This is a genomic window from Streptomyces sp. RB17 (genome assembly GCF_009604455.1).
Lineage (GTDB): Bacteria > Actinomycetota > Actinomycetes > Streptomycetales > Streptomycetaceae > Streptomyces.
In genome coordinates this window covers 1,017,755-1,030,434 of the sequence record NZ_WEGL01000001.1, presented here as the reverse complement: position 1 = coordinate 1,030,434, position 12,680 = coordinate 1,017,755, and the positions used below count along the sequence as shown (strand labels likewise).

Below are 12,680 nucleotides of genomic sequence, written 5' to 3'. Positions count from 1 at the left end.
CAACGGCCGATGAGGATCGTCTGATGAGAGCGCTCGCCCGCTGGGCCCGTGAGGAGTGGGGGCTGCTGTACGTCACCGTACGGTCGGCCCTGCCGAAGCGGCACCTGCGGGCGGTCCCGATGACGCTCGGCGCGGTGTGTCTGACGGCCCTGCTGCAGTACGTGCAGAACCGGCCGTGGGGCTATCAGTTCGTGCAGGACGTGGGCGCCGTACGGGCCGAGGACCCGCTGTGGCTGGCCGTGCTGCGCACGCCCCTCTCCCTCTTCGTGCCGGCGCTGGACCTGCCGGTGTGGGGCGCGCTGGCGCAGATCCTGCTGGTGTTCGGGATCGCCGAGATCTGCATCGGCTGGTGGCGGACCCTGGTCATCGCGTACGCCGCCACGCTCGCCGGAACTCTCTACGCGCGCGTCGGCATCTCGCTCGGTGCGCACGCCCCGTTCGGGCTGCCGTGGACGGACGCGCAGGTGGTCGACACCGGTCCGTCGGCGGCCGTGGTGGGGCTCGCCGTGTACGCGAGCTGGCGCTACGGCGCGTACGTCACCTCGGGCGCGGTGACCCTGGCGATGGTCGCCGAGGTGCTGGTCAAGCAGAACCTGGCGGGCAAGGAGCATCTGGCCGCGCTGATGGCCGTGGGGCTGATCTGCCTCGCGGCGGCGGTGCGGCACCGCTACGGCCACGGGCTGCGGCTGCGGACACGCCACCCGTACGGCCGCCTGGCGCGCCGCGTTCAACGGCGGTCCGGCAACCGGGCCGGCCGCGGATCGGGCCTGCCACCGATCCAGTCCTGAACGACGCGGCTCCACCCGGCCCAGGTGCCAGTACGCACCCAGGACGGCCCCGGCGCGGGCGCGTTCAACGGCGGTCCGGCAACCGGGCCGGCCGCGGATCGGGCCTGCCACCGATCCAGTCCTGAACGGCGCGGGTCCACCCGGCCCAGGTGCCAGTACGCACCCAGGACGGCCCCGGCGCGGGCGCGTTCAACGGCGGTCCGGCAACCGGGCCGGCCGCGGATCGGGCCTGCCACCGATCCAGTCCTGAACGGCGCGGGTCCGCCGGGCCCAGCGGCGGTCGTGGTGGTAGGCGCGCAGGACGGCCTTGGCGCGGGCGCGGGGGCGGCGGCCGTAGAAGCGGCGGGACCACGCGGAGCCGGGGCGGGCCAGTCGTAGCGCGCCGACCAGCGCGACCAGCGGCACGATCGCCCCGAAGACCGCGATGCGCGCCTTGCCCTTGCTCAGCGCGACGAGGGCGAAGAGGAAGTTCAGGGCGATGGTGCTGAGGGCACCGCCGCGGTCCTGCAGTTCCTGCGCGGACAGGTCGTTGACGCCGAAGGGGGCGAACCCGGCGAGCAGCAGCCCGACGAGCGCGGCGGTGAGCACGACGACCTCGACGCTCTTGCGGCCCTCCTCGGTCCAGTAGACGTCGTCCAGATGCAGGATCAGCGCGAACTCGTCCAGCACCAGTCCGACCCCCATGCCGAACACCACGGCGGCGACGGCACCGCCCGCGCCGTGCCGGTCGCTGGCGACCGCGCCGAACCCGCCGACGACGGTGAGGACGACCCCGGGGACGACGTGGTGGATGTGCAGCCCGCCCGCCCTGACGTTGCCGAAGGGGCCCTTGCCGGCCCGGATCAGCCGGGTGATCACCCGGGTGACGACGAAGGTGAGCAGGAAGGCGGCGAGGGCGAGCAGCAGTGGGAGCTTGCCCGGTTCGACGATGTTCCGTACCCACCAGTGCCCCATATGCGCACCTTATCCCCGGGGGTGGAATGCGGCCCCGCGACCGCCGGGTAACCTGCGCCGGTGCTCAAGTCCTCGCCGCTGCACGGCCTCCGCTTCGCCTTCGGCACCCTCACCGTGCTGCCCGTCCGGGTGCACCGCTGGGACCGCGAGGCCGCACGCGGCGGGATGCTGAACGCCCCGGTCGCCGGACTGGTCGTGGGCCTCTGCGCGGCCGGACTCGGGCTGCTGCTGCTCCTCCTGGGTGCCGGCCCGCTGCTCGCCGCCGTCGCCTCCGTCGCCGTACCCGCCGCCCTGACCCGAGGGCTGCACCTCGACGGCCTCGCCGACACCGCCGACGGTCTGGGCAGCGGCAAGCCCGCTGAGGACGCGCTGCGGATCATGAAGCAGTCGGACATCGGCCCGTTCGGCGTCCTCACCCTGGTCCTGGTGCTCCTGGCCCAGGCCGCCGTCCTCGCCCAGCTGTACGGCGACTCCTGGACCCGGGGTGCCCTGGCGGCCGTCGTCGCGGCGGTCACGGCCCGCCTCGCCCTCACCCTGGCCGCCCGCACCGGCGTGCCGGCCGCCCGCCCGGAGGGGCTGGGGGCGGCGGTCGCCGGGGTGGTGCCGGTACCGGGCGCGCTGGCCGTCACGGCGGTCTGCACGATCGGTGCGGCGGCCTGGGGGACGGCCCTCGGCCCGTACGTCGCCGTACGCACGGCGGCAGCGGTCCTGCTGTCCCTAAGCGTGGCCGAACTCCTGCTGCGCCGTTGCGTGAGCCGCTTCGGCGGAGTCACCGGGGACGTCTTCGGCGCGTTGGCGGAGACGGCGGCGACAACTGCTCTCGTGGTGCTCTCCCTCGGCCGTTAGGCTTCGGGGCCGTACACGGACAAGAGCGTTGTGATTCGGGGGGATTCCGTGCTGAGGCTGCGCCGTGCCCTGGCCTGGTTCATAGACTTCGCGCTCGTGGCGGCCGCGGCCGCACTGCTGGCGATCCTGACGTTCCACAGGATCACCGCCCTGGTGACCGACGTACCGGAGTTGGCCACCAAGGGCGGTCTCGATCTCGTGACCTCGCGCGGTGACGTCATAGGCGCCTCCGAACACCTCGGTCTGTCCCTGTGGGACAAGGTGATCCTGGACGTCGAGGAGGCCTTCGGCGCGCTGGTCGTCGTCACGTTCCTCTACCAGTGGGCCTGCATCGCGCTGCTCGGCCGCACCCTCGGCAAGGGCCTGCTCGGCCTGCGCGTCACCCCGCGGCTGTCCCGGCACGCCCTGCGCCGCGCCGCCGTCACCACCGCCGCCGACGTCGCGGTGTACGCGCTGGCCTGTGTGCTGCTGATCGAGGCGCAGTTCGGACTGTCGCTGCTGGTGTGGGCCCTCGCGGTGGTGCTGTTCGTGGTCAACGCGCTCACGGTGGTCTTCCCCGGCCGCCGTTCCCTCGCCGACCGGCTGGCCGGCACCTCGGTCGTGGGCGCCTTTCAGCGGGCGCACTCCAGCCCGGTGGGCAGCGTGCCCCAGGGGTGAGCACCCGTGCCGGGCACCGCACAGTGCACGGCGGCGCTCCGCGCCCTCACCCGACCCGGCCGCCAGGCCGGGCCGGGGCGGGCAGGTCGCGCAACCCTGCCGCACCAGCGACGGGAGGAAGTGAGAGACCGCACTCCACTCGAAGCCCTCACACTTTGGTGATGCGACGGACCGTCCGGGCCGTAATGCCCGGATCACCGAGAACAGCCGACGCTCTCGGCAACGGCGGAAGTGACCATGACGCCACGCACAGGTGAACGCCCGCAGGAATGAGCGGACGCGCACACGCGCGTAGTCTCGTCCCGGGTGTTCGCCGACAGGGTGAAGGCCCCGGTTGCCACCTTCGCCCAGGCATGGACCTAGGGTCGGCTCTCGGGCCCGGTCGACCCACCCCACTTCGGCCACAGCAACTTCACATCGGAAGCGAGATTTCACCACCGTGACTGCTCTGACTCTCAGCACCGCAGCGGCGCCCGGCCTGCGGGCCGACGCGATCGTGATCGGTGTCGCCAAGGGCACCAAGGGCCCCGTGGTAACGCCGGGCGCCGAGGCCGTGGACAAGGCGTACGACGGCAAGCTGGCCGGCGTCCTGGAGACCCTCGGCGCCTCGGGTGCCGAGGGCGAGCTGACGAAGCTGCCCGCTCCGGCCGGCTTCAAGGCACCGATCGTCGTGGCGGTCGGCCTCGGCGCGGAGCCGGACGCCAAGAGCGAGGACGAGGGCGACGGGGGCTACGACGCCGAGGCGCTGCGCAGGGCCGCCGGCGTGGCCGCCCGCGCGCTCGCCGGCTCCAAGAAGGCCGCGTTCGCGCTGCCGGTCGACAGCCCCGGCGCCCTCGGCGCGATCGCCGAGGGCATCCTGCTCGGCGCGTACTCCTTCGACGTCTACAAGGAGAACGGCAACGGCAAGGACGCCAAGGCCAAGAACGGCAAGGCGCCGCTGGCCGAGGCCGCGCTGCTCGGCGGCAAGCCGCGCGACGCCGCCCACAAGGGGGCCGTCGCCCGCGCCGTCGCCGTCGCCGAGGAGCTGAACCGCGCCCGCGACCTGATCAACACCCCGCCGAACGACCTCACCCCCGCCGACTTCGCCGGCATCGCGCAGGCCGCGGCGAAGGAGCACGGCATCAAGGTGCAGGTGCTCGACGACAAGGCCCTGGCCAAGGGCGGCTACGGCGGCATCCTGGGCGTCGGCAGCGGCTCGTCGGCCACGCCGCGCCTGGTGAAGCTGTCGTACTCCCACCCGAAGGCGGACAAGCACCTCGCCTTCGTCGGCAAGGGCATCACCTACGACTCGGGCGGCATCTCGCTGAAGCCGGCCGGGCACAACGAGACGATGAAGTGCGACATGAGCGGTGCCGCCGCCGTGTTCGCCGCCGTCGTCGCCGCCGCGCGTCTCGGCCTGGAGGTCAAGGTCACCGGCTGGCTGGCGCTGGCCGAGAACATGCCGTCCGGCTCCGCCGTGCGCCCGGGTGACGTGCTGCGCATGTACAGCGGCAAGACGGTGGAGGTCCTCAACACCGACGCCGAGGGCCGGCTGGTGCTCGCGGACGCGCTGTGGGCGGCCTCGCAGGAGACCCCGGACGCGATCGTGGACGTCGCGACCCTCACCGGCGCGATGATGCTGGCCCTCGGCAGCCGGACGTTCGGTGTCATGGCCAACGACGACGCGTTCCGCTCCGCGGTGCACGAGGCGGCGGAGGAGGTCGGCGAGCCGGCCTGGCCGATGCCGCTCCCGGAGCACCTGCGCAAGGGCATGGAGTCCCAGGTCGCCGACATCGCGAACATGGGTGAGCGGATGGGCGGCGGCCTGGTCGCCGGTCTCTTCCTGCGCGAGTTCGTGGGCGAGGGGATCACCTGGGCGCACCTCGACATCGCCGGCCCGGCGTTCAACGAGGGTGGGCCGTTCGGGTACACGCCCAAGGGAGGCACGGGTTCCGCGGTACGGACGCTGGTCCGTCTGGCTGAGCTCACGGCCGCGGGTGACCTGGGATAACGGGTCGCCCGACAGCCCGGTTCGGCTGATTGTCCCGCAGCTCGCCGCGTGGGGGCCGGTCGCGCCCACGCGGCGGAGCCGCATGTCGAATACGGCCCCGCGCCCCTTCGGGGCGCCGGTACGTGGGGTGTCTCACACTCCAGCCCGGCGTCTCGTCCGCCTCGAACAAGTGCAAAGATGGAGCCCGGCAGGACAGGGCCCCCACCGAAGGGCCGAAGCATCAAGCGGCCGGACACCAGCCGCCCGCCGGTCACAGGAGATCGGCGCAAGGCGCACATGCATGGAGGACGTGACGTGGCGAACGACGCCAGCACCGTTTTCGACCTAGTGATCCTCGGCGGTGGTAGCGGTGGTTATGCCGCGGCCCTGCGCGGGGCGCAGCTGGGCCTGGACGTCGCCCTGATCGAGAAGGACAAGGTCGGCGGCACCTGCCTGCACCGGGGTTGCATCCCCACCAAGGCCCTGCTCCACGCGGGCGAGATCGCCGACCAGGCCCGCGAGAGCGAGCAGTTCGGTGTCAAGGCGACCTTCGAGGGCATCGACGTCCCGGCCGTCCACAAGTACAAGGACGACGTGATCTCGGGCCTGTACAAGGGTCTGCAGGGTCTCATCGCGTCCCGCAAGGTGACGTACATCGAGGGTGCGGGTCGCCTGTCCTCCCCCACCTCCGTCGACGTGAACGGCCAGCGCATCCAGGGCCGCCACGTCCTGCTGGCGACCGGCTCCGTGCCGAAGTCGCTGCCGGGCCTGGAGATCGACGGCAACCGGATCATCTCCTCCGACCACGCCCTCGTCCTGGACCGCGTGCCGAAGTCCGCGATCATCCTGGGCGGCGGTGTCATCGGCGTCGAGTTCGCCTCGGCGTGGAAGTCCTTCGGCTCGGACGTCACGGTCATCGAGGGCCTGAAGCACCTCGTCCCGGTCGAGGACGAGAACTCCTCGAAGCTTCTCGAGCGCGCGTTCCGCAAGCGCGGCATCAAGTTCAACCTCGGCACCTTCTTCCAGAAGGCCGAGTACACCCAGGACGGCGTGAAGGTCACCCTGGCGGACGGCAAGGAGTTCGAGGCCGAGGTCCTCCTCGTCGCCGTCGGCCGCGGCCCGGTCTCGCAGGGCCTGGGCTACGAGGAGGCCGGGGTCGCCATGGACCGCGGTTACGTCCTCGTCGACGAGTACATGCGGACCAACGTTCCGACCATCTCCGCCGTCGGCGACCTCGTCCCGACGCTCCAGCTCGCGCACGTCGGCTTCGCCGAGGGCATCCTGGTGGCGGAGCGTCTGGCCGGTCTGAAGGTCGTTCCGATCGACTACGACGGTGTCCCGCGGGTGACGTACTGCCACCCGGAGGTCGCCTCCGTCGGTATCTCCGAGGCCAAGGCCAAGGAGATCTACGGCGCGGACAAGGTCGTCGCTCTGAAGTACAACCTGGCGGGCAACGGCAAGAGCAAGATCCTGAAGACCGCGGGCGAGATCAAGCTCGTCCAGGTCAAGGACGGTGCCGTGGTCGGCGTCCACATGGTCGGCGACCGCATGGGTGAGCAGGTCGGCGAGGCCCAGCTGATCTACAACTGGGAGGCGCTGCCGGCCGAGGTCGCCCAGCTCATCCACGCCCACCCGACGCAGAACGAGGCGCTCGGCGAGGCCCACCTGGCCCTGGCCGGCAAGCCCCTGCACTCCCACGACTGAGCCTTCGGTCCACGGGCGCGACGACACAGACTTCCGCAATTCGTAAGGAGCAACCGAAACCATGGCGGTTTCCGTAACCCTTCCGGCGCTCGGTGAGAGCGTCACAGAGGGCACAGTCACCCGCTGGCTGAAGGCCGAGGGCGAGCGCGTCGAGGCCGACGAGCCGCTGCTCGAGGTGTCGACCGACAAGGTCGACACCGAGATCCCCTCGCCCGTCTCCGGTGTGCTGTCCTCCATCAAGGTCGCCGAGGACGAGACGGTCGAGGTCGGCGCCGAGCTGGCCGTCATCGACGACGGCACCGGCGCCCCCGCGGCCGCCCCGGCCCCCGCCGCCGAGGCCGCTCCGGCTCCGGCCGCCCCGGCCCCGGTCGCCCCGGCCCCGGTCGCCGAGGCGGCGGCCGCTCCGGCCCCCGCCGCCGCTCCGGCCGCCGCCCCTGCCGGCGGCGCCCAGGGCACGGACGTGGTCCTGCCCGCGCTCGGTGAGTCCGTCACCGAGGGCACCGTCACCCGCTGGCTGAAGTCGGTCGGTGACTCCGTCGAGGCCGACGAGCCGCTGCTCGAGGTCTCCACGGACAAGGTCGACACCGAGATCCCGGCGCCCGCCTCCGGCGTGCTGCTGGAGATCGTGGTGAACGAGGACGAGTCCGCCGAGGTCGGCGCCAAGCTCGCCGTCATCGGTGCCCCCGGTGCCGCCCCGGCCGCCGCTCCGGCTCCGGCCGCCCCGGCCCCCGCCGCCGCTGCCCCGGCTCCGGCTCCGGCTCCGGCTCCGGCTCCGGCCGCCCCGGCAGCGCCCGCCGCCCCGGCTCCGGCCCCCGCCGCTCCGGCCGCGCCCGCCGCTGCCGCCCCGGCCCCGGCCCAGCCCGCGGCTCCGGCGCCCGCCCCGGCCCCGGTCACCCCGGCCACCGCGCCGACCCACCCGACCGCCACCCAGGCGACGGACGAGGGCGCCTACGTCACCCCGCTGGTGCGCAAGCTCGCCGCCGAGAATGGCGTCGACCTGGCCACCGTCAAGGGCACCGGCGTCGGCGGCCGTATCCGCAAGCAGGACGTCATCGCCGCCGCCGAGGCCGCGAAGGCCGCCGTCGCCCCGGCGCCCGCCGCCGCTCCGGCCGCCGCCGCTGCGAAGAAGGCCCCGGCCCTGGAGGTCTCCCCGCTGCGTGGCCAGACCGTCAAGATGACCCGCATCCGCAAGGTCATCGGCGACAACATGGTCAAGGCGCTGCACGAGCAGGCCCAGCTGTCGTCGGTCGTCGAGGTCGACGTCACCCGTCTGATGCGGCTGCGCGCCCAGGCCAAGGACTCCTTCGCCGCGCGCGAGGGCGTCAAGCTCTCCCCGATGCCGTTCTTCGTGAAGGCGGCGGCCCAGGCGCTGAAGGCCCACCCGGTCATCAACGCCAAGATCAACGAGGCCGACGGCACCATCACCTACTTCGACACCGAGAACGTCGGTATCGCGGTGGACTCCGAGAAGGGCCTGATGACCCCGGTCATCAAGCACGCCGGCGACCTCAACATCGCGGGCATCGCCAAGGCCACGGCGGAGCTGGCGGGCAAGGTCCGCGCCAACAAGATCACCCCGGACGAGCTGTCCGGCGCGACCTTCACCATCTCCAACACCGGTTCGCGCGGCGCGCTGTTCGACACGATCATCGTGCCGCCGGGCCAGGTCGCGATCCTCGGCATCGGTGCCACGGTCAAGCGCCCGGCCGTCATCGAGACCGAGGAGGGCACGGTCATCGGCGTCCGCGACATGACCTACCTGACCCTCTCCTACGACCACCGCCTGGTCGACGGCGCCGACGCGGCCCGTTACCTGACGGCCGTCAAGGCCATCCTGGAGGCGGGCGAGTTCGAGGTCGAGCTCGGCCTGTAATCGCCGGTCAGCCTGCGCAGCACATCGGTGCCCTTGCCTGGAAAGTCCCGGGCAAGGGCATCGCTCTTCAGGGGCGCGGGGAACTGCGCGACCAGCCACAGACGCCCGCACCCGCCCGAACACGGACGAGACCGAGCTGGAATGCGCCACAAAGTCCATGTGCGCCTCGTCTCACCTGCACGAAAGCACCCCACGCGCCCTACCCGCGGAGCGAACCGGCCTTATTGTCTAAACGTCAGCCCTCCCTAAGGAGCCCCCATGACCGCGCCCGTCGTCCACTCGCTGCGCGAACAGATCCGCGAGCACATCGTGGAGGGAATCGTCAGCGGGCGCTGGCAGCCGGGCGAGCGGATCGTGGAGCGCCGGATCGCCACCGAGCTGGAGGTCAGCCAGACCCCGGTCCGCGAGGCCCTGCGGGAGCTGGAGTCCCTCCGGCTGATCGAGTCCGCACCGAACAAGGGCGTCCGGGTACGGAACCTGACCGCGGCCGACCTGGAGGAGAGCTACCCCGTCCGGGCCGGCCTGGAGGCCATCGCCGCGGAGCTGGCGGCCGCCCGCCTCGCCGAGGACTGCTCGGCCCTGGAGCCCCACGTCCTGGCCCTGTACGAGGCCGACCGCAAGGCCGACGGCACCGCCCAGGTCCGCCACACCGTCGGCTTCCACCGCGAACTCGTGCGCGCCGCGCACAACTCGGTGCTGCTGCACACCTGGGAGGGCCTGGGCATCGAGGTCTTCACGGCGCTGTCCATCCGCTGGCTGGGCACGGTCCAGCAGTCGTACGCGGAGGAGCACGAGGAGCTGGTGGCCGCCTTCAAGAGGCGGGACCCCCGCATCCCGGAGATCGTGAAAGCGCACGTCCTGGGCTGCGCCCCGCGGGCTTGACACCCGCTTGGTTCAGTCGAGCGGACCCCCGCTCAAACGCCGCCCCACCTGCGAAAACAAGGCCATTCGGCGTCACCCGGTGCCATCACCCAAGGCACCGCGTGCCGACTTTCTGGCAATCGAGGAGTTTTCGGCCTCAACCCTTTGATCGATCATCGATCAGGGAGTTACAGTCGCCGACGGACTTCCACCGAAGTCCCAGCCCTGTCCTGCCAAAGACCTAGGGCACCCCCGAACCCTTACCGATGAGGGAACCCCCTTCGACTGAGGAAGGCGGCGACATGACCGACCCCAACGCCATCCAGCCGAGCGCGCTCGACCAGCTCCCGGACCGCGACCCGGAGGAGACCGCCGAATGGCAGGCCTCCCTCGACGCCGTCGCTAGGGAGGCCGGGCCGCACCGCGCCGCATACCTGATGCGCCGCACGCTGGAACGCGCCGAGGCGGGCGGCATCGCGCTGCCGAAGCTCCTCGAGACCGACTACGTCAACACCATCCCCACCTCCGCCGAGCCGGCCCTGCCCGGCGACCCGGAGATGGAGGCCCGGATCACCGCCTGGAACCGCTGGAACGCGGCCGCGATGGTGACCCGGGGCAGCAAGCACGGCGTCGGCGGGCACATCGCCACCTTCGCCTCCGCGGCCTGGCTCTACGAGACCGGCTTCAACCACTTCTTCAAGGGCAAGGAAGGCGATGGCTCCGGCGACCAGCTGTACATCCAGGGCCACGCCTCCCCCGGCATCTACGCCCGCGCCTTCCTCGACGGCCGCCTGAACGAGGCGCACCTGGACAACTTCCGCCAGGAGGCCGGCGGCAACGGCCTGCCGTCGTACCCGCACCCGCGCCGCCTGCCCTGGCTGTGGGAGTTCCCGACGGTGTCGATGGGTCTCGGCCCGCTCTCCGCGATCTACCAGGCGCGCTTCAACCGCTACCTCACCAACCGCGGCATCAAGGACGTCTCCGCCTCCCACGTCTGGGCCTTCCTGGGCGACGGCGAGATGGACGAGCCGGAGTCGACGGCGGCCCTCGCGCTCGCCGCCCGTGAGGAGCTGGACAACCTCACCTTCGTCATCAACTGCAACCTGCAGCGCCTCGACGGCCCGGTGCGCGCCAACTTCAAGATCGTGCAGGAGCTGGAGGCCCAGTTCCGCGGCGCCGGCTGGAACGTCGTCAAGACGCTGTGGGGCTCCGCCTGGGACGAGCTGTTCGCCCTCGACACCACGGGCGCGCTCGTACGCCGCCTGCGCGAGGTACCGGACGCGCAGATCCAGACGTACCAGACCCGCGACGCCGCCTACATCCGCGCCGACTTCTTCGGCAAGGACCCGGCGCTCGCCGAGATGGCGAAGCTGCTGAGCGACGACAAGATCCTCGAGTGCTTCCACCTCTCGCGCGGCGGTCACGAGGCCCGCAAGGTCTACGCCGCGTACAAGGCCGCCGTCGAGCACAAGGGCGCGCCGACCGTGATCCTGGCCCAGACGGTCAAGGGCCACACCCTCGGCGAGGGCTTCGCGTCGAAGAACGCCAACCACCAGATGAAGAAGCTGACGGTGGACGAGTTCAAGGCGATGCGCGACCTGCTCGAGCTGCCGATCAAGGACAGCGACTTCGCCGACGGCGTGGTCCCCTACGGCCACCCCGGCGCCGACTCCCCCGAGGTCCGCTACCTCCAGGAGCGCCGCGCGGCCCTCGGCGGCCTGGCCCCGGCCCGCCGCACGCACGCGCTGGCCCCGCTGCCGGCCCCGGCGGAGAAGGCGTTCGCCGCCTTCGACAAGGGCTCCGGCTCGCAGAACGTGGCCACCACGATGGCCTTCGTCCGCCTGGTCAAGGACCTGGTCCGCGACAAGGAGACGGGCAAGCGCTGGGTGCCGATCGTCCCCGACGAGGCGCGCACCTTCGGCATGGAGTCGCTGTTCCCGTCCCTCGGGATCTACTCCCCCAAGGGCCAGACGTACGAGCCGGTCGACCGCGACCAGCTGATGTACTACAAGGAGGCCAAGAACGGCCAGATCCTCAACGAGGGGATCACCGAGGCCGGTTCGATGGCCGACTTCATCGCCGCGTCCAGCGCGTACGCGACGCACGGCGAGGCGATGATCCCGTTCTACATCTTCTACTCGATGTTCGGCTGGCAGCGCACCGCCGACCAGATGTGGCAGCTCGGCGACCAGCTCGGCCGCGGCTTCCTCGTCGGCGCGACGGCGGGCCGTACGACCCTGACGGGCGAGGGCCTGCAGCACGCCGACGGCCACTCCCCGGTCATCGCCGCGACCAACCCGGCCGCGCTGACGTACGACCCCGCGTTCGCCTACGAGATCGCGGTGATCGTCCGTGAGGGTCTGCGCCGGATGTACGGCGAGGCCAAGCCGGGCGAGGACCAGAACGTCTTCTACTACCTGACGGTCTACAACGAGCCGCTGCCGCAGCCGGCCAAGCCGGCCGGCCTCGGCATCGACGAGGGCATCGTCAAGGGCCTGTACCGCTTCAACACGGCGGAGTCGGCGGGCCTGTCCCCGGCCGCCAACGCCCCGCGCATCCAGCTGCTGGGCTCCGGTACGGCGATCCACTGGGCCCTTGAGGCGCAGAAGCTGCTCGCCGACGAGTGGGGTGTCGCGGCCGACGTCTGGTCGGCGACCTCCTGGACCGAGCTGCGCCGCGACGCCATGGAGGCGGACGCCGCCCTCCTGCGCGGCGAGGAGCGGGTGCCGTACGTCCGCCAGGCGCTGCAGGGTGCCGAGGGTCCGGTGCTGGCCGTCTCCGACTACATGCGCCAGGTTCCCGACCAGATCGCGCAGTGGGTGGAACAGGACTGGTCCTCCCTGGGCGCCGACGGCTTCGGCCTGTCGGACACCCGTGACGCCGCCCGCCGCCACTTCGGCGTCGACGCCCGGTCGATCGTCGTCGCGGCCCTGGCCCACCTCGCCAAGCGCGGCGAGGTGAAGGCGACGGCCGTGAAGGAAGCACGCGAGAAGTACGGGCTGTAAGCACCGGGGCCTGCCACCGAGGC

At 71.9% G+C, this 12,680-nt stretch carries 9 protein-coding genes; 8 read left to right on the top strand and 1 reads right to left on the bottom strand.

Annotated elements, in window-relative coordinates; translation table 11 throughout:
- Positions 1–23: 23 nt before the first annotated feature.
- Positions 24–788 carry a hypothetical protein gene (locus SRB17_RS04755; RefSeq protein ID WP_153534801.1) on the top strand — a complete coding sequence of 255 codons (765 nt, stop codon included), beginning with the start codon at positions 24–26 and terminating at the stop codon, positions 786–788.
- Between the two features lie 189 nt (positions 789–977).
- On the opposite strand, the gene SRB17_RS04750 is transcribed toward SRB17_RS04755, so the two are convergent.
- Entirely contained in the window at positions 978–1,742 is a 765-nt protein-coding gene (locus SRB17_RS04750; protein ID WP_153534799.1) for a hypothetical protein, read from the bottom strand.
- A gap of 60 nt (positions 1,743–1,802) precedes the next feature.
- On the opposite strand from SRB17_RS04750, the gene SRB17_RS04745 reads away from it, so the two are divergent.
- From SRB17_RS04745 to aceE, 7 genes are all read left to right on the top strand, one after another.
- Positions 1,803–2,588 carry an adenosylcobinamide-GDP ribazoletransferase gene (locus tag SRB17_RS04745; protein ID WP_323374976.1) on the top strand — a complete coding sequence of 262 codons (786 nt, stop codon included), beginning with the start codon at positions 1,803–1,805 and terminating at the stop codon, positions 2,586–2,588.
- A 48-nt stretch (positions 2,589–2,636) separates the two neighbouring features.
- Positions 2,637–3,245, top strand: a complete 609-nt coding sequence (locus tag SRB17_RS04740) for an RDD family protein (protein ID WP_416237022.1) — start codon at positions 2,637–2,639, stop codon at positions 3,243–3,245.
- Positions 3,246–3,684: 439 nt separating this feature from the next.
- Positions 3,685–5,235 (top strand): leucyl aminopeptidase, encoded by a 1,551-nt coding sequence (locus SRB17_RS04735; protein ID WP_323374975.1) that lies wholly within the window; start codon positions 3,685–3,687, stop codon positions 5,233–5,235.
- 294 nt (positions 5,236–5,529) lie between these two features.
- Positions 5,530–6,918 carry a dihydrolipoyl dehydrogenase gene (gene lpdA, locus SRB17_RS04730; protein ID WP_323374974.1) on the top strand — a complete coding sequence of 463 codons (1,389 nt, stop codon included), beginning with the start codon at positions 5,530–5,532 and terminating at the stop codon, positions 6,916–6,918.
- A 61-nt stretch (positions 6,919–6,979) separates the two neighbouring features.
- Positions 6,980–8,791, top strand: a complete 1,812-nt coding sequence (gene sucB / locus SRB17_RS04725; RefSeq protein ID WP_153534795.1) for a 2-oxoglutarate dehydrogenase, E2 component, dihydrolipoamide succinyltransferase — start codon at positions 6,980–6,982, stop codon at positions 8,789–8,791.
- Between the two features lie 258 nt (positions 8,792–9,049).
- Positions 9,050–9,673: a GntR family transcriptional regulator gene (locus tag SRB17_RS04720; protein WP_153534793.1), complete on the top strand. Its 624-nt coding sequence runs from the start codon at positions 9,050–9,052 to the stop codon at positions 9,671–9,673.
- A 281-nt stretch (positions 9,674–9,954) separates the two neighbouring features.
- Positions 9,955–12,657 (top strand): pyruvate dehydrogenase (acetyl-transferring), homodimeric type, encoded by a 2,703-nt coding sequence (aceE, locus tag SRB17_RS04715; protein WP_153534791.1) that lies wholly within the window; start codon positions 9,955–9,957, stop codon positions 12,655–12,657.
- The last annotated feature ends 23 nt before the right edge of the window (positions 12,658–12,680 follow it).

Bases quoted from the DNA above. Each gene is read 5' to 3' on its own strand.
- SRB17_RS04755 (WP_153534801.1), top strand. From the start codon at position 24: ATGAGAGCGCTCGCCCGCTGGGCCCGTGAGGAGTGGGGGCTGCTGTAC.
- SRB17_RS04750 (WP_153534799.1), bottom strand. From the start codon at position 1,742: ATGGGGCACTGGTGGGTACGGAACATCGTCGAACCGGGCAAGCTCCCA.
- sucB (WP_153534795.1), top strand. From the start codon at position 6,980: ATGGCGGTTTCCGTAACCCTTCCGGCGCTCGGTGAGAGCGTCACAGAG.
- SRB17_RS04720 (WP_153534793.1), top strand. From the start codon at position 9,050: ATGACCGCGCCCGTCGTCCACTCGCTGCGCGAACAGATCCGCGAGCAC.
- aceE (WP_153534791.1), top strand. From the start codon at position 9,955: ATGACCGACCCCAACGCCATCCAGCCGAGCGCGCTCGACCAGCTCCCG.